General features: G+C 63.9%; 20 protein-coding genes. 7 read left to right on the plus strand and 13 right to left on the minus strand.

Annotation, left to right across the window (positions count from 1 at the left end):
- Positions 1-358 precede the first annotated feature (358 nt).
- Positions 359-1,225 carry an MmyB family transcriptional regulator gene (locus tag NMI01S_RS32355; protein ID WP_156511408.1) on the plus strand — a complete coding sequence of 289 codons (867 nt, stop codon included), beginning with the start codon at positions 359-361 and terminating at the stop codon, positions 1,223-1,225.
- Here NMI01S_RS32355 and NMI01S_RS32360 read toward each other — a convergent pair.
- Entirely contained in the window at positions 1,201-2,670 is a 1,470-nt protein-coding gene (locus tag NMI01S_RS32360) for a flavin-containing monooxygenase (RefSeq protein ID WP_245717125.1), read from the minus strand. The genes NMI01S_RS32355 and NMI01S_RS32360 overlap by 25 nt on opposite strands.
- Positions 2,671-3,456: 786 nt before the next feature.
- Here NMI01S_RS32360 and NMI01S_RS32365 point away from each other — a divergent pair.
- The gene (locus tag NMI01S_RS32365) at positions 3,457-4,239 is read left to right on the plus strand and encodes a helix-turn-helix domain-containing protein (protein WP_063002546.1); all 783 of its coding nucleotides are present in this window, start codon (positions 3,457-3,459) and stop codon (positions 4,237-4,239) included.
- A 657-nt stretch (positions 4,240-4,896) separates the two neighbouring features.
- Here the strand turns inward: NMI01S_RS32365 and NMI01S_RS32370 are convergent.
- From NMI01S_RS32370 to NMI01S_RS35495, 7 genes are all read right to left on the minus strand, one after another.
- Positions 4,897-5,157 (minus strand): hypothetical protein, encoded by a 261-nt coding sequence (locus NMI01S_RS32370; RefSeq protein WP_063002547.1) that lies wholly within the window; start codon positions 5,155-5,157, stop codon positions 4,897-4,899.
- 240 nt (positions 5,158-5,397) lie between these two features.
- The gene (locus NMI01S_RS32375; RefSeq protein WP_063002548.1) at positions 5,398-5,694 is read right to left on the minus strand and encodes a DUF6968 family protein; all 297 of its coding nucleotides are present in this window, start codon (positions 5,692-5,694) and stop codon (positions 5,398-5,400) included.
- A gap of 195 nt (positions 5,695-5,889) precedes the next feature.
- Positions 5,890-6,810, minus strand: a complete 921-nt coding sequence (locus NMI01S_RS32380) for a nucleoside hydrolase (RefSeq protein WP_063002549.1) — start codon at positions 6,808-6,810, stop codon at positions 5,890-5,892.
- Positions 6,811-6,862: 52 nt separating this feature from the next.
- Complete coding sequence (locus tag NMI01S_RS32385) at positions 6,863-7,354, minus strand: hypothetical protein (RefSeq protein WP_063002550.1); 492 nt, start codon at positions 7,352-7,354, stop codon at positions 6,863-6,865.
- A gap of 64 nt (positions 7,355-7,418) precedes the next feature.
- Positions 7,419-8,015: a DUF5753 domain-containing protein gene (locus NMI01S_RS32390; protein ID WP_063002551.1), complete on the minus strand. Its 597-nt coding sequence runs from the start codon at positions 8,013-8,015 to the stop codon at positions 7,419-7,421.
- Between the two features lie 51 nt (positions 8,016-8,066).
- Complete coding sequence (locus NMI01S_RS36645; protein ID WP_501193600.1) at positions 8,067-8,288, minus strand: DUF8176 domain-containing protein; 222 nt, start codon at positions 8,286-8,288, stop codon at positions 8,067-8,069.
- On the minus strand, positions 8,260-8,430 hold the full coding sequence (locus NMI01S_RS35495) for a hypothetical protein (RefSeq protein WP_167669974.1): 171 nt from the start codon (positions 8,428-8,430) through the stop codon (positions 8,260-8,262). Before NMI01S_RS35495 ends, NMI01S_RS36645 begins: the two co-directional genes overlap by 29 nt.
- Positions 8,431-8,725: 295 nt before the next feature.
- Between NMI01S_RS35495 and NMI01S_RS32395 the strand changes: the two genes are divergently transcribed.
- Complete coding sequence (locus tag NMI01S_RS32395) at positions 8,726-9,997, plus strand: NsdA family TPR-like regulatory protein (protein ID WP_063002552.1); 1,272 nt, start codon at positions 8,726-8,728, stop codon at positions 9,995-9,997.
- On the opposite strand, the gene NMI01S_RS32400 is transcribed toward NMI01S_RS32395, so the two are convergent.
- From NMI01S_RS32400 to NMI01S_RS32410, 3 genes are read right to left on the minus strand one after another with little or no spacing between them, the layout of a single operon-like run.
- Complete coding sequence (locus tag NMI01S_RS32400; RefSeq protein ID WP_063002553.1) at positions 9,994-10,650, minus strand: HAD family hydrolase; 657 nt, start codon at positions 10,648-10,650, stop codon at positions 9,994-9,996. The two genes, NMI01S_RS32395 and NMI01S_RS32400, sit on opposite strands and share 4 nt — an antisense overlap.
- 53 nt (positions 10,651-10,703) lie before the next feature.
- On the minus strand, positions 10,704-11,543 hold the full coding sequence (locus tag NMI01S_RS32405) for a class I SAM-dependent methyltransferase (protein ID WP_063920939.1): 840 nt from the start codon (positions 11,541-11,543) through the stop codon (positions 10,704-10,706).
- Between the two features lie 2 nt (positions 11,544-11,545).
- On the minus strand, positions 11,546-12,844 hold the full coding sequence (locus NMI01S_RS32410) for a cytochrome P450 family protein (RefSeq protein ID WP_245717126.1): 1,299 nt from the start codon (positions 12,842-12,844) through the stop codon (positions 11,546-11,548).
- A 351-nt stretch (positions 12,845-13,195) separates the two neighbouring features.
- Here NMI01S_RS32410 and NMI01S_RS32415 point away from each other — a divergent pair, with 351 nt between their 5' ends.
- The 4 genes from NMI01S_RS32415 to NMI01S_RS32430 all read left to right on the plus strand — a co-directional run bounded on the left by NMI01S_RS32415 (position 13,196) and on the right by NMI01S_RS32430 (position 20,119).
- Positions 13,196-15,871 carry a helix-turn-helix transcriptional regulator gene (locus NMI01S_RS32415; RefSeq protein WP_084513447.1) on the plus strand — a complete coding sequence of 892 codons (2,676 nt, stop codon included), beginning with the start codon at positions 13,196-13,198 and terminating at the stop codon, positions 15,869-15,871.
- Between the two features lie 455 nt (positions 15,872-16,326).
- Positions 16,327-17,931 (plus strand): FAD-dependent monooxygenase, encoded by a 1,605-nt coding sequence (locus NMI01S_RS32420; RefSeq protein WP_167669976.1) that lies wholly within the window; start codon positions 16,327-16,329, stop codon positions 17,929-17,931.
- Positions 17,932-18,544: 613 nt separating this feature from the next.
- Positions 18,545-18,883 carry a hypothetical protein gene (locus tag NMI01S_RS35210; RefSeq protein WP_157126483.1) on the plus strand — a complete coding sequence of 113 codons (339 nt, stop codon included), beginning with the start codon at positions 18,545-18,547 and terminating at the stop codon, positions 18,881-18,883.
- 396 nt (positions 18,884-19,279) lie between these two features.
- Positions 19,280-20,119 carry an MmyB family transcriptional regulator gene (locus NMI01S_RS32430; RefSeq protein WP_157126484.1) on the plus strand — a complete coding sequence of 280 codons (840 nt, stop codon included), beginning with the start codon at positions 19,280-19,282 and terminating at the stop codon, positions 20,117-20,119.
- A 4-nt stretch (positions 20,120-20,123) separates the two neighbouring features.
- Here the strand turns inward: NMI01S_RS32430 and NMI01S_RS32435 are convergent, their stop codons facing one another.
- Together NMI01S_RS32435 and NMI01S_RS32440 are read right to left on the minus strand one after the other, a co-directional pair.
- On the minus strand, positions 20,124-21,116 hold the full coding sequence (locus NMI01S_RS32435) for a DNA-3-methyladenine glycosylase family protein (protein WP_063002560.1): 993 nt from the start codon (positions 21,114-21,116) through the stop codon (positions 20,124-20,126).
- Positions 21,113-22,135: a helix-turn-helix transcriptional regulator gene (locus NMI01S_RS32440; protein ID WP_063002561.1), complete on the minus strand. Its 1,023-nt coding sequence runs from the start codon at positions 22,133-22,135 to the stop codon at positions 21,113-21,115. Before NMI01S_RS32440 ends, NMI01S_RS32435 begins: the two co-directional genes overlap by 4 nt.
- Positions 22,136-22,158: the final 23 nt, after the last annotated feature.

Here is a 22,158-nt window from a genome sequence, read left to right on the forward strand (position 1 = left end):
ATAATTTTCCCTTTCCGTGGAAGTGAAAGTGCCCACCCATCACAACCCCGAGAATGCCTCCCACGCCAGCCTCTCGACAGGGAAAAATATTGTTACCACAAACGCCCCCCTCATAGGGTCACCACAGCGACCAGCGCCGATATCGTGAAACGGGTAGCAGTTGTGTGCATCGAAGAATTTTTCGAGGCCCTTCGGTCGAGGCGCGTGGCGCACGCCACACGGCACCCGGGAGCGAACGGGTCAGCTATCTTCCCGCGACACAATGTATTGCCTTTGCGATTGCTGGCGACCTTTGGTAGAAAGAATTATCTTGGGGGAGATAAAAGGTTCAACCACCGTGAGTGGATTCTGCCGATTCTTGAGCGAAGGGGAGGACGTGGCTGGGATTACGGACGCGACGGCAGGCTCGCAGCGCCGGGGGCGGCGCGTTCGCGGCGGCAGTCAGCTCGCTGTGGAAATGCCGGACCTCGGGCGTTGGGCGCGGCAGCTGAGAGCCCATCATGGGCTTTCCCGCCCTGCGGCGGCTGCCCGCCTCCACCTCAGCGTGGACACTCTCAAATCGATCGAGCGCAACTCGGCCGCCGCCCCGTCGGCGGTGACGCTGGACCGGATCATCGCCGGTTACGACCTGGGGCCCGCGCAGCAACGCTTCACGCGCGAACTTGCCCAGCCCGCTGTACCGCTGCGGCCGGTCGGTGCGTTGCGTGAGCTGCTTGCCGTACCTGAACAGCGGGCTCGTCTGTCGCGCTTGGGGCGCGAGGGCCTGGCCTGCGCGTTCATCGATCCTTTGTGGAATGTGGTCGCCGCCAATGAACCGTTCAGCGAGGCATTCCCCGGCGTGGACGACTTCGATGGCAACCTGGCGCTGTGGCATTTCCGCCGCGACACCTCCACGGCCACCTCAGCATCGATCTTCGTCTTCGCAGACCGGGCATCCGCGTTCTTCACCGCCACGCTGCGTGGTGCGCTCGGTCGTCATCGTGACGCTCCGCAGGCCCTGGCCCTCCTGCGGCGCCTGCGCACCAGTGCCACGTTCACCTCCGTCTGGACCAGCAGCCTGGCCGTCGCCTACGGCCGCAGTCCCGACGAGCACATTCATCTGCGCGACGCGGGCACCGGTGAGCCCTATTCGATGAGCGTGCAGCTCGGCGCTGTGGCCGGCTCCCGCGACATGCGGCTTTGTCTGGCCTACCGGCTGCCCTACACCGGACCGGCGCTGTCCTGATCGGGCATCGGCCGGAAGGCTCGCGCGGGGTCCGTGCTGGTCATCCGGTGAAAGGCCCTCGCGGTGGCCGGCCATGCGTTGGTGACCTCACCATCAGCGCGTTTGAACCAAGAGGGCACGCCGGTGGGCCACACGGTGCGGGCCAGCTGGGCGTCGAGCCAGACCCGGTAGGCCGACATCGCCGTCGTGGCAACTTCAATCGGTGTGCCCCACCGGTCGGCGAGGGCGATACAGGCGGCGATGTAGCGTGCTTGATCCGCCTTCAGGGACGGATTGGAGTTGGCCGGGGTGAAGCTGTGGGGTCCGGCGATGAGGAACATGCTGGGGAAGCCCGGCACCGCCAGCCCGAGAAACGCCTCGGGGCGTCCGGTGATCCATCGGTCGTGCAGGTCCATGCCGCCGCGACCCCGGATGTGCACGCCTCCCAGCAAGTCCGACGCGCGGAAACCGGTGGCATAGACGATCACGTCGGCGCGCCGGTGAGTGCCGTCTGCCGTGCAAATGCCGTCGGCGGTGATCCGCTCGATCGGGTCGGTCACCACCTCGACGGTGGGGCGCATCAGCGCGGGATAGTAGCTGCTCGACAGCAGGATCCTCTTCTCCCCGATCCGGTATCGCGGGGTGAGCGCGTCGCGCAGGACCGGGTCGGGGACCTGTCGCCTCAGATGCGCCCGCGCGATCCACGTCGCGGGCCGAGCCGACCAGCCGCCGCGCATGATCGGCGCCAGGACCGCGTCGGCCCCACGAGAAACACCCGCCCGATAGAGCTGGTGGGCGCCCGGGACATGGCCGAGCAGCCACCGCGAGACCGGACCGAATCGCTGCCGCGGCTTGGGCAGAATCCACGCCGGGGTGCGCTGGTACACCGTCACCGAGGCGGCAGTGCGCGCCAGCTCCGGAACTATCTGCACCGCTGAGGATCCGGCGCCGATGACCGCGATGTGGCCGGTCAGGTCCGCGTCGTGGTTCCAGCGCGCGGAGTGGAAGGCACGGCCACCAAAGGTGTGCGCGCCGGGAAATACCGGATACGCGGGGCGGTGCAGCTGCCCGACCGCCCACACCACCGTCCTCGCTCTGATCGTCTGGCCGGCGGTGGTGGTCAGGGTCCATACGCCGGTCGCGGCGTCGAAGTCCGCGCCGATAACCGGCGTGCCGTAGCGCAGATGCGCGCGCAGGCCGTGGCGCTCGACGACCTGGCGCATGTACTGAAGGATTTCGGCTTGACCCGGGAACCGGATGTCGGTGTCTCGGTAGGGCGCGAACTCGAAGGAGTACAGGTGCGAGGGCACGTCGCAGGCGCAGCCAGGGTAGGTGTTCTCACGCCAGACCCCGCCGACATCGGCGCCGCTCTCCAGCACGAGGAAATCATCGATGCCGGCCGACCGGAGTTCCGCGGCCATGGTCAGACCACCGAACCCGGCGCCGACGATGACGACCTCTGTCACACGCCCAGAGCCCGAGGCAACAGGCCGACCTCGGAGGCCGGCCGTCCGACCAGATTCGTTCCCGGGCCTCGCTCCAGGCGGCGGGTTCTGCCCAGCCTCTGTAGGCGGCGCTGTGCGTCGTCGGTAATTGTCGGCTGCGGTGTCGGCCATCGGAAACCTCGAATCAAAGAGCGGCGGCCTTCAAAGCCGTCGGGGAATGACTTGCCTGTGCGCGAATCCACTGCGCGCACGCAGTGATGAATGGCCGAGTTTCACCGGTCAGCAGATCTGATCAGTCCGCCGATACCACCACGACACGAAACCCTGCCTCGTGAAAACGAGGATTCAGCCCGAATACCTACCGAGTCAATAACCAGAAATTGCCCAATCTGGGCACAAGCCAGAGATTAATCGTTCACACTGGGCAATTACCGACCCTGGTGCATCCAATGACCCTACCGCTTGTGGGCCATCGACTGACCTCTTTCCGTTCTCACCCGAACCGGTCATGAGTTGTTCAGCGCGGACCGAATACACAAGAAAGTGCCCTCGCAGGGCATTTACTCGCCCCATAGATGCCCTAATTGGGCACCCGTTCCCCGTTGACACCCGACTCACCACCGGGCGAAGGTGAAAAGACAATGACAGCGAGCCGGGCGGGATTGATCGCAGGTAGCTCACGAGGATCGATCTGACTTCACAGTGCCGTGGGAGAGCCCGCCCTTATTTCACCCGAAATTCCATCGCCGTCACCGAACCGCGTTCCGACAGCGCGGATTGTGATCGACGCCAGTTACGGAGGGGCTCATGAAACACCACGGTGGCTCCGCTCCCGGGCCACGCATGCCGGACTTCTACGACTGGCTCCAACGCACGCGCCTGCACCTCGGGCTCTCCCGCGAAGATGCCGCCAAACGCGCCGGCATCAGCACCTCCTACGTCAACCGCATCGAGCGAGACCACGCTCACCCGGCCCGCGAGGTGGTAGAACGACTGGCACGGGCCTATCAGCTGAATACGTGGCAGAAGCGCCACACTTTCGATCTGTGGGAGCCTTCCGCGACACTGCCACCCACCGCCGACCTGCGCTGCCATGTCGACAGCCCCGCCGTCCAGGCCCACCTCGACCACCTCGATACCCGATACATCGCTAGCGCCTACCTCACCCCGTTGTCCACTGTGCTGCAAAACAATCGAACCTTCGGACAAGCTGTGCCCGGCCTGCAGGACTGCAACCACAATCTCGCGCTCTGGTTCTTCACCCCCACCGCCCGCCGCGTCATCGACCATTGGGACCACGAGGCCCACGGCTGGGTCGCCGTCACCCGTGCGATGCTGGGCCGATACCGCGACACCCCGCAAGCACAACAGCTGTTACGAAAGCTACGAGCCTCCAACGACTTCCAGCGACTATGGGAGAGCAACCACCTCCAGGTGGCCTACGGACGCCGCACCACCACACCGATCCGTCTCCATATACCCTGCGCCTCGACCCCCGTCGCGATCGGCCTGCAAGTCACCGAGTTCGGCGACCGCACCGATTTACTCGCCATCTACGGCATGGTCGAAGCCGCGGCCATTGCATGCTGACAGGCCGCGGGTTCTCCCCCGATGCGGGCTCCGTGATTCCGGTCAGGTCTACGGCCTCGGACACTAAGTGCAGTGCGAGCGCGACAGGCACGGGGCCCTGCATCCTCGCCATGTGCGTGCCTTTCAGCGGCTCGAACATGGCGCCGCTGAGCCGAAGCGGGCCCATGATCCACACCTCGGCGGCTCTCTCCCAATCGATGCCACCGTCGATGCGCGGCACCTCCACCCCGCAATCACGTTCAATGGCCGCCGCGATCGGATCGAACCCCGCCGCTGTGATCGTTCGTCGTGTGTCGATTTCGGAGACCGCGAACAGCGGTGCCATCCCCGGGCCAGATTGCGACCCGTCCACGACTCCGCTACTGCGTCGTTCGGCGACGTAGCGGCCCAGATACCTGCCCACCATTTCCTCGGTCGGCCCATCGAACCATCTCACCAACACACACCACCGCCGGATTCCCGACCGACGCCGCAGCCCCACAGCGAATACGCAACCCGGCCACCGACGCGCTACGTCACGGGCTACCAACCACACCGCAATCGGAGCGAACCGACAGCCATTCACGCGCGCGGGCTGTTTCATATGGCACTACCTCCGGTGATCGTTGGATTGGCGGACTCGCAGTCCTGAGTGGCTGTCGGCCAGACCGCATGTGGTCAGTGCGGGAAGCTGTTGCGGCCATCTGCAATCACCTGCTGCAGTTCGTCTCTCACCGCCTCCCACAGCCCGGAGAACCGCGGCCATAGCTCTTCTGCTTGCGCCACATCCGGGTATCCGGGGCCTCGATAGGACATCAGGACCCGGCCGTCCACTTCGCGGATCGACTCGACCCGTGCGGCAAGGTCGAGCACGTACCATGTCACTTCGATTCCGTCGACAATGGTGTGGCGAACGCTGTCCGGGTCGATGCCGTCCATGCGGCATCAACTCGCGGACTCGTTGCACAAACGATCCAGCACGTTATCCATCAACGGCTCCCAAGAAGACGATCAGGCGCGCGAATCGGACATTGCCGGTACGACGCGATCGCTTGGGCAACGTGGCACTGACAGTCATGACTCTCCAATCAACTTGCAAGCGAGCGGGTTCAGCGATGTGCGATGAACTCTTCGACGGGCGATCGGCGCGGGCGAGGGCGTGGTTGTCACGGTGTTCGGTTACGACGGCGAGAATCCCAGGTCGGTCTTGTCGTTCCACGTGATCGAGTTGTCGACGTTCCATGAATCCGTCACTGCTGCAATCAATTTCAGGCAGTTGATCAGAGCTTCGACTGAATCACTGCCCGACGCGGCCTCATCGAACGGATCGTCGTCTTGTATGCCCTCGATCCGCACCGGAGCGCGCCAGGTGGATGAATCAACCTTGTACGGCAGGCCGATCGAAACCACGATCGGCGACCCGGACCCTCGTCGCAGCTCGCGCTGCGCGATGAACAGCTGGTCCCAACCTGCCATCTCTGCTCCCTGTTCATTACTACTGACGGTGTTTCGATGAGGTGGGCCCTGCACCAGAGTCGGCTCGACACCGGGCGCGCCAGCTCCACCGTGGACGGTGGTGAAGTACGAAGGGGCCGGCGGCTGGTTGACGAATTGCTCGGCAGACGAGCAAACAGGAAGCCGCTACCCCGCCCGGCTTGGAGCTGGGCGCAGTCACGACAGGCTTCCAACATGATCGGACGGATGCTGTCGGATGACCTGCGCATCAGCCTGTCGTGCAAGCGCGGACCGCAGCGTTTCGCTGACCCAGGCCATGAATGCGGGGCAGTCCACACTGGTGGACAGCCACGCCTGTGTGCCGGCGCCGGGTTGCATACGTGCGTCGCGAGCCACGCAGAACTCGAATTGTTCGCCTTGGACGAATGACTTGCCCAGGATGAGACTGGCGGCGACCGCGTCGTGGAGCTTGCTGGCGGGGTAGAAGCGGGCGAAGAACTGGTCGTAGTGCGCGCGCAGCAACTGCGCCCACCTCTCGGGCCGCGAGTTCAGGAACCGATAGATCGGCGAGGACGCAGATACCGCGATCTCGTCGACGAAGGTATGGTCCGACAGCACCAGCGCGACATGCTCGACTTCGGCCAGAACTGTTTGCACCGCCGCTGGGTTCATTCGCCAGTTGTGCTCGGCCCGTTCGGGTTTGCGGTACTGGAGTGCGCCGCCCATCGCCGTGACGCGCAGTAGACGTTGGAGGCCCAGCGGCGCGGTCCGATGGGTGTCGGCGATCAGCAGCCGCGCGATATCGGTCAGCGGCCCCAGGCTCAGGCAGCGCACCGATTTCGCGCCTGCCTCGCACAGTTCGCTCATGACGTCGTAGAGGTCGACGTGCGGGAGGTCGATGTCGGCCGGGAACAGGCCATCGGCGGCCCAATACCCCGATGCACCGAGCGAAAGCCCCGCGACCACACGAACATCATTGCGGCCCAGCAAGTCCAGCAGATGACGAGCCAGCTTAGCTCGCCGACCGTCCGGGAACTCATCGACGGTGACCACCAGCGCCAGCTGCGGGTCGGTGACCGCCATCAACACCAGCGCTGCGGCGTCGTCGACATCGCCACCGATATCGGTGAACACCACACTCGGCGTGTCCAGGGACGCCCGTAGTGGCTGCAGGCGTGGCCGGGGCGGGTTACACGTCATGGGTGAGCGCTCCGATCACCTCGGCGTAGGCAGGGAACTCATCGACCGTGGTGGCGGCAATCGGCGCGGGCCCGCGCCACCGGCGCCGCGATACACCAGGAGTGGGCAACGCGAGCTCGGCTCCCGGACCGACCGTGACGATCGACCTGGTCTTGGCACGCCTGGCCAACCCGAGCAGGTCGTCACCGGAGGCCGGCGGGCGCGTCAGAAACACCCAGACGCCGGGCCCGGAGCGGTGGACCAGGGTAACGATCGGCAGATACCCGTGCAACCGCCCCACGGCAGCCTCCGCGAGGTCTTCTGGGGCCATGATCGCCCGCACCCTGTGGGTACGGATCGTCAGGGCGCGAGTTCGCGCCTCATAGAAGCAAGTGCCGAACAACTCGTCGTACAGGCATCTCTCGTACTCCCGCGTCGTTCGAAAACCACTGGGAGAAGGCTGCTCCGGCAGAGTGCTCGGGCCGGTGAGAACGGTGGACATGTTGAGATTCCTCGATCGGAAAGTAGGCAGGCACGGACTTCGACCGGCGTCGGAGCCGGGCCGATCATTCGTGGGCGGTGATGGCGTGGCGGATGAGCGCATGGGCATCTGTGCCCTGGACCGCACGCTCGGTCAGGATGTCGAACACCGCCAGGTAATCCCCGATATCGGCAGGATCATTGACTTGCAAACTGCCGGTCACTGTCTCCACAACGGTCTGATCGTGGTCATAGATGACGAAATTCGTTGACGCGGTGTGAAATTGCGTATTCCGGGGCAGGATGCCCAGAGTCGAGTTCGACGGCAACGGGCGCAGCAGCATCTCCAGTTGCGTGCGGGTGGTCTCCGCGTCACCGACGATCGTGTGCAGCGCCTGCTCACCGAGCACGAAATGCGTGCGAACCTCGGACACGCGCCAGCGTCGCTGCCGCGCCAGCCGCTGCTCCAACGCAGCCTGAACATCATCCTCGCCGACGCAGACGTCCAGGACCGCGCGGGCGTAGTCGCGGGTTTGCAACAACCCCGGTACGACGCTCGGGTCGAACCATCGCACCACGACCGCATCGGTCTCTAGTTGCCCCGTCTGCTGCTGCAATTCGCTCGACGGATTCCCCCGCCACGCCACGAATTCCGGGCGCGGCGATGCCACATCGACAGCCATGTTCTTCTCCAAATATGTTGCCAATAAACAGTTTCGAGTCACACTTCACATTTATGGGGCGACGATCGTGGCGATCAGTGTCCGACCGTCGACCGTCGTGGTGATGATGAGTTGCTTGGTGACAGCGGTGGTTTCGGATCCGACCTGCTCGGTGATCTCCACCTGCCACCGACCGACCGAGTCCGGCTCGATCCGCACGCAGCAGCGGCAATTCGAGAGCGAGAGGATTGTCGGCCATAACTTGTCACGCCCAGCTGCTGTCCGGCACAACATGTTTGGACTCGATCAGCCGTTGCTTCGCCTGCTGCTTCACCGGACAAATAGACACCGCACAGTCGCTGTGGACCTGCATAATGACGTGCGCAAAGCCCACTGTCATCACTGGCACAGGATCGTGATTCATCACCCCGTACACCGCGTCTCCTTTCCGCACTCTCCCGTGATCGCGCCAGCGCGCTGCCGGGACTACGACAGTTCGGCATTCCTTCCACTCGGAACCGAACCTCGATCGCCTTCACACCTCGCTGTCGAGTACTCCGCGCCAGGGCAGGCGTATTCGAACCGCACGGTGGGGCGCGTCTTCGGGAAAACGAGCCAGACTGAGGTTCACCTTGAACCTCGTCTCAAAAAAGGCCATACAAGAGGACACTGATAGGTCATTTCCTCCCGATGGCGTGGTTCACGCCCTTCTTAGGGACTAAATTGGACGCATGACAGCACCCGGAAACGCCGCACTTCGCGCAGCCCGACAGGCGCTCGGGTTCCGTTCCCAAGCGGCGCTCGCAGAGGCGTTGAACGAGACAGCGCGAACCATAGGCTTACGCGTCTCGATCAACGCACGGACTGTGCGCCGATGGGAGTCCGCCGAGCCTCCCTGGCCTCATCCGGAGCACGCAACCGCATTAGAAGCTCTGTTCAAGCGGCAGGTCTCTGAACTGGGCTTTACACCACCATGGTCCGACTCGTCCGAGAGTGAGCGACCAGACGCACGGGGCACCAAAAGACCGTCAACTTGGGCCAGCCGTCACCTCGGGGGATCTGACGCGGCTCTCCCGCCCTCTGTGTCGAACGACTTCATGTCGGTCACCGTCGCTCACAGGCACCTCTATTGGTCGGTTCCGGCGGCTCGGCTGCACCGCTCGGTTGCCGAACATGCCGTACTTGGTGCCGACCTTTTGGGCCAGATACACGGGACGGCGAAGGAATTCCTGGCGCGGGCAGTGGCAGAATCGGCACTGCTCGCCGGCCGACTGGAGTTCTTCGATCTTCAGCAACCAGACCTGGCTCAACGAAGCTTCGTTCTAGCTCTCCAAGCCGCCCATCAAGGGGATGATTCACTGCTCGGAGCAGCCGCCTTGGCGCATATGGCGTTCGCTCCGGCCTTTTCCGGCGACGCAACCAGAGCCGATGAAGCGCGAGATAAGGTGCGGGCGGCCCGCGCTTTTGCACGTCGAGGCGATGCGAGCGCCGAGATGCTCGCCTGGCTCGATGCCGTCGAAGCTGAAGTCGAAGCTCGCTTCGCCGATCCACGCCGCGCGCTGAATCTCATCCACCACGCGGAGCAGACTCTGAGCGACTATGCGCCTGATTCGAACCCATCCCCTGCTTGGCTCGACTGGTTCTCCTCCGCGCGCCTCGCAGGTTTCCGGGGCAATACGTTGTTGATCGCGGGACGTGGACGCGAGGCGCGGCAAGCCCTCGAACAGGCACTTAACGAGCTTCCTGAAGAGTCGATAAAGCAGCGGACCATCTACCTCGCGGACATCGCAGCCGCAGCCGTTCTCGAGCGCACGCCTGAGGCGGCATGTGAGTACCTCAAAGAGGCCCTGGATCTTCTGGGCAAGAACTGGTACGCGACCGCGATGGACCGAGTCAAGTCCGTGCGGCAGTCGCTACGTGAATGGGATTCACTGCCTGCCGTCCGAGCGTTGGATGATCGCCTCTACGAGTGGCACACTACGGTCAACTCGTCGCTCGGCTAAGGTGAGACGTTCTCTGCCGCAACAATTTCAGACAGCTCGTTGAGGTCGCGGATTCGCCAATCGGAAAGATTCGCGACCTCTTCACTATCGCGAAGGATCCACCCCCAAGGGCCGCGCTGTATGTAGGCGGTCCGCATCCCGGCGCGCTTGGCTGGCGCCACATCGTTGTCGATCCTGTCACCGACGTAAACGATCTGGTCAGCCGCACAGGGCGCGGCTTGAACAACCTTGTCGAAGAACTCCGGCGCCGGCTTGTGGACACCCCAGTCATCGGACGTGGCGATGAAGTCCGTCGGAAGGTCGAGGCTTCGCAGAATCTGCCCCGACCGGACCGTCTGGTTGCCGACGATCCCTACCCAGACACCCAAGTCCCGTAGCTTCGAGAGCGCGGGCCGGACATCTGGGTAGAGGTCGTCCTCCCCGTAGCGCTCCGGCTGTCCAGCGTCCGCACGCGCCTGACGCTCGGCGGCAAGGTCGAACCCTGGCTTGAAAACCTGGAAGGTCTGAAGATAGTCCTGGCCACTCGCGATCGTCGCCCCGAAGACCGCCGCGAAAGTATGACGAGGCACCCCGAGCCAATCCGCCCACGTGCCGTATTCACGGGTCTCATCGACAAGCGTTTCACCAACGTCGAACACGACAGCCGAAATCATGCGAACCACCGTACCCGCAGCAGAGCAGGCAACAAGTTGACACTGCCATGCTGCTAGTTCTGCAGTAGATCCGGCCGTTTCCGAAGATGGACCACGTGTGGTCCCGCAACGGTTGCGCGACCGTTTCTGGGTGCACCATAGGTTGCCACGAGGTCTGATGCGGAGTGGTCTTCGATGTGGCAGCCGTAAGACCGGAGAATGTCGTGGAATTCGTCGGCAATAAAGCAGGACAGCCACGGCTCCCCCAGTCGCGCAGTGCTTTCCGCACGCATCTGCAGCTGGTCCGCTGTGGCCTCGTCGGGTGGGTAGAAGTAGTCGAGAACGGCTTCGCCGCCGTTGTGGTCGGTGATGTAGCGGAGCATGTCGTCGAGCGCTGGTTTGGAGAGGTACGGGGTCACGCCGAGCGCGATGTAAACAGCGGGGCGGGTCCGGTCCAGTCCTGCTTTGGCCAATTCGCCTGCCAGCGTGGCTTGTTCGAAGTCGATCGGTACGAAGGTGAGGTTGTCCGGGATGGGGATTGAGGCTTCGGTGAGAAGTTGTCGTTTCCAGTGCTGGGTATCGGGGTGGTCGACCTCGAAGAATCGTGCGTCGTGGGTTCCGCGGTAGGCAGTGGTGTCGAGGCCGGCGCCGAGGATCACGACCTGATCGACTCCCTTGGCGATGGCGGCGGTGATGCGGTCGTCGGCGAACCGGGAGCGCGCGAGCACATACAGGCCGCGGCGCTCGGCTACGTCGGTGGCAAGTCCGCGGTCGAGCACGGTTTCGTCGAGGACGGGGGCGCAGAGTATCCGCTCAGCGAGTGGGTCGGTCAGGATCTCTGGGTGCAGTTTCGAGTACTTGGCTCTGATGTGCGCCATGGCTGCGGCGGTTTCGCTGGGTCGTCCGGTGTGCATGGTCACCCTCTCGTCCATGGGAAAGTCGGGAATTCAGCTCTCTGCGGTGGCGGCGGGGCGTATCGGTTGTCGGGTGGAAAAGCGACTGGTAGCGCGGCAAGGGATCGGTGGAACGGGCCCGGCCTGTACTGCAGCTCCTCAGTGGGCACCGCCAGCTGGATATCTGGTATGAGATCGAGCAGGTAGTCGATTGCGTCCTGCGCGATCAGGTATGCCGCGTTTCTGGCCGGGCAGGCGTGTGGGCCGGTGCCGAAAGCCAGGTGCGAGCGATTACCTGCGAGGTCGGCATCATTGGTGCTGATGGTGGGGTCGTTGTTGCAGGCGGCGATGCTGATGACGACCGGCTGGTGTGCGGGCAGCCATGTGGTGTCGACGAAGATCGGCTGCCGTGGGTAGGTGATGGAGAAGTTGGCCATCGGCGGGTCCTTGAACAGGACCTCGTCGAGAGCGTCGCGGGTTTGCAGGCTTCCACCGAGCAAGCTGCCCCCGAATCGGTCGTCGGTGCACATCAGCCGGAGGGCGTTGCAGATGAGATCCGGCACCGCTTCCAGGCCGGCGCCGTAGAAGCTCATCAGCTGGGCGATCATCTCGTGGTCGTCGAGCCGGGCCGGATGCTGTATCAGCCACGAGGTGATGTCGTCGCCGAGTTGGTCATGCTTGAGTGAGACAAGCTCGGCCAGTGCTTCGGTGAGCGTGTTCACACCGGCCCGCGCAGTCGCGTCGCTGTCGAACCGGGCTGCCGTGCCCGCGGCGACCTGATGGTCGAGTTTGCCTGAGTGGCTCTCGTCGGCGCCCGCAATGAGTTCGGTCAGCACGGAGAAAACCAGGGGGTAGGCGTATTGAGACACCAAGTCGGCATTGCCAACTGGCCGGAAAGTCGCGATCAGTGGGCCGGCGAGGCGCTCGATTCGTGCGTGCATGGCATGCAGATCGACACGTTCGATGGCGGCGACGGAGGGTTGGCGATAACGAGTGTGCTCGGGACCGGTCGTGTATCGCGCGGCTGGGTGCCACTCCATCATCGGCCGCAGGGAGCAGTCCTCGGGAATGGTTTGCTGCCAGTATCTGGGGTCGGCCGGAAAGTGCTCGGGATCGTGGAGGATCCGCACGGCCGTGTGGTAGCCGAGAACGAGGGTCGCCGGGACGCCGGGCGCCAGCTCGACTGGCGCCAGCGTGCCGTACTGCTGCCGCAGTGCTCGGTAGACCGCGTGCGGATCTCGTCGAAACTGTTCGTCGTGGATCGGGACGCGGCGGTCGTCGCCGGTGTCGACGGGCGAGCCATGGACAATCGGGCATGTCAATGTAACGTTACTCCATTTATCGGAGCCCCAAAATGCACAACTGGGGCCTGGCATTAGTAGCGTCGCCTGCGCAAAATTGGAATTACCTGGAATTCAGTCAAAAGAGTGCCAGATTCGACGGCGTCACCGGAACCGGTTGTACATACCCAAAAACCCACCTACCCACGGCGGAAATCAATGCTGCGGATGCGCCATAGATGCGCGCCGCGAAGGGACGGACCAACGGATAGGAGACGCTGAAGTCGCAGCGTGTCAGGGATTTTCGAGCCGTCCGCACCAATCCACGGGAAGCGGAATGGAGCGTCGAATGCGGGGCGACTTTTCGCTATACCCATTAGAGGTTGCGACGTGATGGGTATATACCCAAAAACCTACCTACCCACGGCGTGCGGAGCCTGCCGTGGAGACCGCGCGCCCCTTTTTCGCGATATAGTTGCCGACATGATCAAACCCGGGGGGAAAGCACTCGGTACGGTACCGGCGCCGACGCATGGCTTCGTCGGCCGCGAAGATGAACTCGAACTCGTCAGCACTTTGCTGACATCGGGGCCGCATCGGCTGATCACCTTGGCGGGGCCCGGGGGAATCGGGAAGACGCGGCTCGCCGACGAGGCGGTTCGCCGGGTCAAGGCTCAGGGGCTTCGGGTGCACTGGGTACCGCTCGCACGACTCCCAATGGACGCAGAGTACGTCCAGGTGGAACGGGCCACTGCCTCTGCGGTGATCTCGGCCGATTTCTCCAATCGCCCGACCTTCGACGCGCTGGAAGCGTCCCTGCGCGGAGTCGACGGGGCGGCGCGCAGTGACCGTGTGCTGCTCGTGCTCGACAACGGTGAGCACGTCCTCGATGCTCTGCGCACTCTGATCGAGCGGCTACTCGACCGGCTGCCGAACCTGGTCATCATGGCCACCAGTCGCAGCCCGGTGGCCTGGCGCGACGAATATCTGCACGTGGTTCGGCAGTTGTCGGCCTCCGATGCTCTGATGATGTTTCGCCAACGCACCGAACTGATCGGCCGGGCTGTGGAGTGGAGCGCGCAAGACACCGCGACTGCGGCCGAGATCTGCAAACACATCCAATACCACCCGTTGTACATCCAACTGGCGGTCGGACGGCTGCGGTATCAGGCTTTGACCGATCTCTGCAATGAGCTCACCGGCCGCGCGGACGACAAGCGGCTGGAGTGGACGACCGGAGCGCGTGCAGGCGCCGATGCCCGGCACCTCGGAATCACCAACGTCATCGCCTGGAGCTACCAGCTGTGCAGCGAGAAGGAAAAACTGCTGTTCACACGGCTGTCAGCGTTCGCGCCAGCAGGTGACATCAACCTCGACGACACCGATGATGCCGCGGATGCGGGTGCCGGCCTCGACGCGGTCATCGCGGTGTGCAGCGACGACGAGCACCCGACCGACGATGAGCACCCGAACGAGGACAGCGGTGACGAGGAACAGGTGAGGCTGTCCACACGGGAGATTACTGGGTTGCTGGAAAGCCTCGCCGACAAATCGCTGGTCACGATCCATATCACCGCGAGCGGCCAGCGGTACTCGATGCCCGAGACGTTGCGGGTGTACGCATGGGACCGGCTGCGCGACAACGGCCCCTGCGAACCCACGCGGTTGGCTCGACGACACCTCGCCTACTACCGAGACCGAGTGGCACAGGCCGCACACAATTGGTTCAGCGCGCACGAACGTGAACTTGTGCAGTGGGCACGGTCGGCGTGGGGCAATATCGTGGCGGCGATCGAGACCAGTATCACCGTCGAGGGCGAGGCCGCCGCCGGTCTGGAGATATGCCGGGGCCTGATCACCCTGCGCGTCCCCTTCGTGCGAGGGTCGATCCGCGACATCCGCAGCCTGTCCGAAAGGTGTCTGGACGCCAGTCGTGCACTGACACCGCAACCCGTCGACCTACAGATCGAACTGAAAGCCGCGCTGGCATGGCTGGCCATACGGTCAGGCCAGGGGCCGGAAGCTACGAGCCTGCTCAATGAGGTGATCTCACACCATCTCTCGGACAGTACCGACTGGTTGAACCACCCCGAACTGGATCGCGGCCTGCCGCCCATCATCGAACTCGCGGAGGGCACCAGGCTCTTCCTCTCCGACGAAGACGAACGAGCCATCCTCGTCATACGGCGGGCGCGTGTGAAGTTCCACGACGTCGGCGACCCCGCAGAGGTGTTCGCAGGGATGTTCGGCGCTCTGGCCGCCGCGCTGCTCGGATCGGCCGCGGAGGCTCACCAGATCGCCCGCTGCGCTGTCGACCACGCAGAAGCATCGGGAGCGACCTGGGCAACGTCGTGGGTGAAGCTGGCCTGGGCCGTCACGTTGACCAAACACGGCGACCCGCACGAAGCAGCTGCGGTGCTGCGCGACACACTGTCCTATCAGCTGGCGTTCGGCGACCAGTGGGGCGCGATGTGGAGCGCTGTCCTGCGGACCTGGGCGCTGGAACGCATGATCGTCGGCGACGATCCCGATCGAGATTGGAAGCTAGCCAACGAGATCGCGCAGATTCTGGGCGGCACCGAAACCCTGCGCCGCCACCTCGGCGTCGACATCACAAGCATGGGATGCTTCGCCAAGATGTCTCTCCAGGCCGAGACATCAGCGCGCGCTGTACTCGGCGACGAGCAGTTCGCGGCCGAGATGGCCCGCGGCGCTGAACTCGACCCCCACACCAATGACGTACACCGGCTTGCGCTCGGAGAACCTGTCTTCACCGTCGACCCGTCGCCTAGCGAGGTCGCCCGCAACGGCGGACGAACAGCACCAAACAGCCCGCTCAAATACGTGGCGGCGCCCTGGGAGAAGCTCAGCGCCACCGAGCAAGAGGTCGCCGTTCTGGCAGCAGCGGGGAATTCGAATGTCAAGATAGCCAGGCACCGCCAAACGTCTGTCAGGACCGTCGACCGACAAATATCTTCAGTTCTCGACAAACTCGGCATCCGGAGCCGCCATCGCATCGCCGAATTCGTGCCGGATCATCTCCGGCCACAGCAACGCAGACTCCGGTAACAGCAGAGCCTCGCTCGCGCTGCACAGGGCGCAGTGCCGTATGCAGCTGAGCCTTTGTCCTGGTTATGCGGATGACTTGCATGTCTATCCACAAGTATGTACCCACGCGAACCATTCGCACGGCTCGCGGCCGACAGAATGCATGGGCTTCTCCATTTATATTCACATAGAAGGAACCGGGCGCACCGGCAGAACAACTACCAGGTTGAGGGCCAGTTTTATCTCCACCGACAGGGTCGTGGGTAAGTACTGTTCAGGTCGGCATATGGGTATGTACCGATTCGGATGCCGCGCGAATATGTGACAGTCGTGTTGTCCCGTTCCAACGCTTTCTCCGGCGGAGAGAGCCGTGCGAGCACTGCTGTATCCAGATGTTCGGATCGCCACCGCGTGGTGTCCGGTCCTGCCTATTCGCCATGCTGCCGGATTTTCGGCACAGCACGAAGGGTTCCCCCATGTCCAAACCTGTTTCGCGTGATCCGATCGCCATTGTGGGTGCCGGTCCCACCGGTCTGACAGTCGGGATCGAATTATTGTCTCGGGGGGTCGAGTGCAAGGTCTTCGAGAAGCGGCCCCGTTCCTCTGATACCTCCCGAGCGTTCACCCTTCATGCGAGGACGTTGGAGGGTTTCGCGCGGGCACGATGCGTCGAGCGCTTCCTCGAGCGCGGCATCCGACACCGAGGGATGGCTTTCCACTTTCGCGGCGTGCCCGATGCCGAGCACCTGGACTTCACGGCGCTGGAAACCCCGTATCCGATGATCCTCATCATCGAGCAGCAGGACACCGAAGCCGCGCTGCGAGAAGAATTCCAAGCGCTCGGCGGCACAATCGAGTGGAACACCAAGCTGGAATCTGTCACCACCAACGGGGATGGCCGCATTACCGCCGTCTTCGACCGTACTGGCAGTGGTCGTTGCCGCAGGGAGATGCATCCGGATTGGCTGGTCGGATGCGACGGGCTGCGCAGCACCGTCCGATCCCTCACGGGAATCGAGTTCGAAGGCGATGAGTACGTCGGCTTGCAGTTCCGGATGATGGACGTGCAGATCGATCGCTACCCGGTCAGCGACGACGAGATCCACTACTTCGTCGACGCGGACCACATGCTGCTCACCACGAAGCTCCCCACCGGCTACCGCGCGTTGATCAGCGACATGCGCGCCACCCCCGTGGCCAACCCGGCACCCGATCCTATTGCCGCACAACACAGATTTCAGCCCGTCGTCGACGACTGGCTCCCCGGCGCACATCTCGGCATCCCGACATGGAACACCGAATATCCCATCTGGCGACGCCAAGCACGGGAGTACCGGCGCGGGCGTCTCATCCTCGCCGGCGACGCGGTACACATCGGCTCACCCGCCGCCGGACTGGGAATGAACAACTGCATTCAAGACGCACAGAACCTCGGCTGGAAACTGGCGGCAGTCGCCAGCGGGCGCGCACCGGAAACGCTGCTCGACACCTACCAAGCCGAGCGGCTTCCGATCGCCGAGCAGGTGGGCGAGGCCAGCAGCATGTTGCATCAAATAATGATGGCGCACGGCAATTCGATCGCCGAACGCCTCGAAGTAATCCGGCAGCAGCCCGGCTTCCACCACCGAGCTGCTCAACGAATCGCAGGGTTGACCCACCACTACCGCGACGTGATCACCTCGCCGCCGGGGCTGCCGCGACTCGACGGTCTCACCGCTGGCGACCGCGCCCCGGACATTCTCGTGACGCCGGCGACCGGGGTGCACGAGCTGCTTTCTCATCCCGACTACACCCTCCTGGTGCTGCATCGACGCCGGAACTCGACAGTCGCCACCGATGTCGCCGAGGCCACCTCGCCCTATCGCCATCTGCTGCGAACCACAGTGATCACCGCACCCGAACTACGGCCTGACGCTGCCGCCGGCGCCCTGGTCGCGCACGATGCCCGAGTACACGACCGATACGGCCACCCCGCCGACGACACGCTGTGCCTGATCCGACCGGACGGCCATATCGCGCTGCGATTCCCCGCTCGCCAGGACCTGCTCGCCACCGCCCTCAAAGAAGCGATGCTGACATGATCACACATGTCGAGCCTCGCACCCCCGCGCCCGGAGGCTCGCGCAACATCGACGCACCTGCCACGCCAATCGAACACGGTTACTCCGATGCGCAAACGGCCGACCTGATCCGGTCGTGCGCCCCGCCGCACCCGCAGCCGCTGCGGGCTCTCAGAGCCCGACGGTCGCACCCAGTCGTGATCGGGCTGATTCGGCCGGATCTGCATGCATGCAGGAACCAGGCGATCGCGAGCGCGGTTACCTCGGCCGACCTTCACGCCATCCAAGCGACCGCGGACCAGTACCAGTGGCGGGTAGCCGACATGCTGCGTCTCCAACCGGGAGGCGACACCGACAGCACCGATCCCGTCGAGTGCCTGCTGGGCCGGGTACGCAGCCGGGGCGCCGATGCGGTGATCGTTCCATGCCGTCTCCACCTCCAAGCCGGTGATCTTCGGGAGCGCGACGGCTTGGAGGCGGTGCGCCGCGAGTGTGCAGTCGTCACCTTGTCCCCTGCGCAAGTGTGGCCCTGCACCACCGGTTTCGCCCCCGTCTTCGGCACAGCCGATGCCACCGGGACGGGATCCAGCTCCTCAGCTCCACGGCACAGAGCCTGCACCTGGTCAGTGGAACGGTGGTGATCGCGATGTCAGGGTGGCAGGTGGTGTCGGCGGTCGCCGCGATTCTCGCGACGATCAGCCCGGTGTTCCTCGGCCTCGCTTGGGCATCGACCACGAAAACCGAAACACTGTCCCGAGCACCTATCGAGCCGAAAGCGACTGCATACCAATCCATTTCGCCGCACATTCTGAGCCATGCCGCCCCGAATCACAGACTTACGACGGCAGAGGCGGGGTCCGCAGTCCGCCTGCACCGATCCTGCAGTTGCGACGACTGCTTCTGCAAAGCAGCCGCCTACCACGTACTGGTGGCGGCCGGCAAGGTCCGGCCGGCCCGCAAGGCGTTGCTATGAGACTCGCACCGTGGGTGCCCTGGAACTACTGCGGGCCAACGAGATTCACAACGAGATCAGACAGGTACGAAGAAGGACTCCCACCGTTGTCACGGAGCGGAACCCCGGGGTGTGCTCCAGCTCGCCACCGTCATTCACCGCCGTTGGAGCCGATTCAGGAACTAGAGGAGAGCCTGGCACATGTCCAGAGCAATGGCAGAGGCGATCGGTCCAGGCGGGGGCAGGAAGGCTTGCAGCGAAACGCTCCGGGCAGGCCGTGACGTGCGTCGGGTTGGAACGGGAGATCGGAACCGGGCACCGTGGGCGGAGGATGGGCCATGGCGAGGCAGAGGCCAGCCACCGACCCGGGAGGGCATAACGCCGTATCTCACAAGCAGCGGCCTGCAGTTGTCACCGGTGAACCCAGGACTCGCCCCCTCCGCAGCCCGTCGCCCGGTAACGCAGGACGACCGGCTCGACGTCGCGAGCGGCCGGCTCGGCGAGGCCGCGTTGGATCGCGTCGTCGCCGCGGAACTCGAGGAACACAGGGTCTATCACGGCTTCGCGACATTGGGACGCCAGATCACACAATCGGAACTGGCGGAACACACGTCAATGTCCAAAGACCACATCGGCAAAATGCTGCGCGGGCAGCGACCGGTGTACGTGCGAACGCTGGGGGCCCTCGCCGCGCCACTCGGGCTGCCCGCCGAGGTGTACGACCATCTCCGTGAGCTGATCCTACGCAACGAGGACCCAGCACAGACTGTGCCCGACTCGGGCCCGCCGCCAGCCCATATGCGGGAAGTTTTGGCTGCCCTCCAGTACCCTGCAATGTTGCTGACTCCCGGACTATTCGACGTCCACGTGCTCAACGAGGCTGCGATACAGATACTTCCGCGACTCGATGAAGCTGGCAACCTGCTCCGGTGGCTGTTCTGCGATCCGATAGCGCGGACGGTGTTCGCGGGCGACACATGGCACCTGGTGGCGACAGTATGCAGCTACGCGCTGCACTACCTTTCACGCGGGATCGTGCCCGAGCCAGCACGAGCCAACCTGATTGCCGAGCTGTCCAAAGCACCAGAGTTTGCGCGAATGTGGGCCGCGCGCATCGAAGGCGCGCTGTTCCCGCTCCGCGTGGCCATCGCCGATCCGAACCAACCCTCTCAAATCGGAACGATGACTCTCACCGCCTCGACCCCGTGGCGGGCACCAGCAAACCATTTGCAGGTGTCCCTAATCCCGTGCAAGTGAGACGCTATGAAGCGACTGGAGGTGCCTCCCCTCCACGGCTACCGCGACAATCTGCGTCGTTCTCGATCAGCGGCACTACCGCGCGCTTCCGGTAGACATCCTCGATCACGTACAAGCCGGCGAGTCCTTCGTATCCGGGAAAGAGTTCGGTCATCTTGGCTTGGACGACTGAGGCTTCGGCGTCGTCGGCATGAAGGAATCGCTGGGCGAGGATTTTGCGGTTCCAGACGTCGAGGCCAAGCGCAGATGGATCTCGCACGACCGATCCGGCGATGATCGCTGCTGTGTACGGCCCGACCCCCTTGATTCTCTGGAACTCCGTCATCAGCTCGGCCTTGGAGGCGTGGTCGACCTTGTCGGGGTCGTGCGTGGTAAAGAACTCGGCGAAGCGGCCGATGTACTTGGCGCGGTAGCCGAGTCGGTCGCGCTCGCGGAACACGGATTCGTCGATGCCGGCGATCTCGGCCGGGGTGAAGAACGTCTTCAGGGTGACACCGCCGAACTCGGCGATCTGGCCGTAGTGGTCGAGCAGGTTGGTCATCATCTGGGTAGTGCGAGCGACTGTGGCGTTTTGCAGAAGCAGGGAGATGACGGCGATTTCGAAGAGGTTTTCCGGACAGCTCTGGCGCATCCCTGCCAGCGCGGTGAGCGACTCTCGCATCTCTGGCACCCGCTCGGCATGGGCAACGAAGGCGGAGAGGTCTTCGTTCAGGCCGTAGGAGTGAATGATCCTGGCTTCCAAGCGTTCCCGATCTGCCTCCGACCAGCCGTTCTCACCGAAGACATCGGCTTGCAGGGTGTCTGGATCGGCCATGTGCATGATCACGCCACAGACATGCTCACCGACACGGAAGGTACGCCAGCTGACCTCCTGGCTGTGGCGTTCGAGGCCGGTGGCGAAATGAGAAGGCTTCCATACCGAATAGCGGAAGTTGAATGGTTGCGTCACGGAGAACCGGAGGGTGTCGACGGGGCACAGCTGGCGGATATCGTTCACGTGTTGTCTCCGATCGAAGCGCGCCCGCGTGTGGAGCGGAGTCGGGAATCGTCATTACGGTAGTCAGAAGTGCTCCGCTGGGAGCCGTTGGCTTCGGAGAAAGCCTCCTTGGCGTAGGCGTCGAGTGCGCGCGTCAGATGCGCGGTAATGGCGTGTCGCAGCGGTGTCGGTGTCTCGACCAGGACGTCGGCACCGTAGCTGGTGACGAGCGGGATCAGCCATTCCCAGCGGTCGACGTACAGCTGGATGATCAAGCCGCCGTCTGGCGTGCTGGTGACTTTCGAGCTGGTTTTCAGTGTGAGCCTGGACAGTTCGTCGCGGGCGTTCGGCGCGACCCGCAGCTGCACGAGCACATCGCCTTTGCCGTACGCCTCCATCTCGGCCGCCCACCAGTCCTGCAGATTGAACAGCTCGGGGTAGGCGAAGCGCAGATCGGTGGGGCCGAGCTGGTCGACCAGATTCAACCGGTAGCGCGTAACCGTTTCATCGATCGGCGCGGCGACGAGAAACCACTCGCCGGATTTCCAGACAATGCCGTAGGGCTTGACGATGCTGATGACCGGCTCGGTGGTTCCTTTGACGCGAGTGCTGAGCTTGACCGCGGTGCCTGTCAGCAGGGCCTGCCGGAGGACCGGCAAGTGGCCGGACCCTTCGTCTCGCCAGTACCAGTCGGCAGTGTCGAAGTAGATACGTTGAGCCAGGCGTCGCAGTGCTTCGCGGGAGTAGGCGTTGGTCAAGCCGTCGATACCGGTGTTGGACTCCGTGGTGCGGGGCTGGTCAAGCATGCTGACCACGTACAGCTTGAGAGCTTCGTCGGCATCCAGGGTTAGCGAGGCCAGCGGCTGATCCGAGGCCAGCCGGTAGCCGCCATCAGGGCCGGGTACGGATTCGATGGGGATACCGGCGGCGGTGAGTTCCTCGATATCGCGGTAGATGGTGCGCTGGGCCACTTCGAAGCGTTGCGCCAGGGCGGCGGCCGAGACCCATTCGCGGGAGCGCAACAGGTGGACGATGCCCACGTGGCGAGCGTGGCGTTTAGTCG

It is taken from the genome of Nocardia mikamii NBRC 108933, assembly GCF_001613505.1.
In the GTDB taxonomy this organism is placed as follows: domain Bacteria; phylum Actinomycetota; class Actinomycetes; order Mycobacteriales; family Mycobacteriaceae; genus Nocardia; species Nocardia mikamii.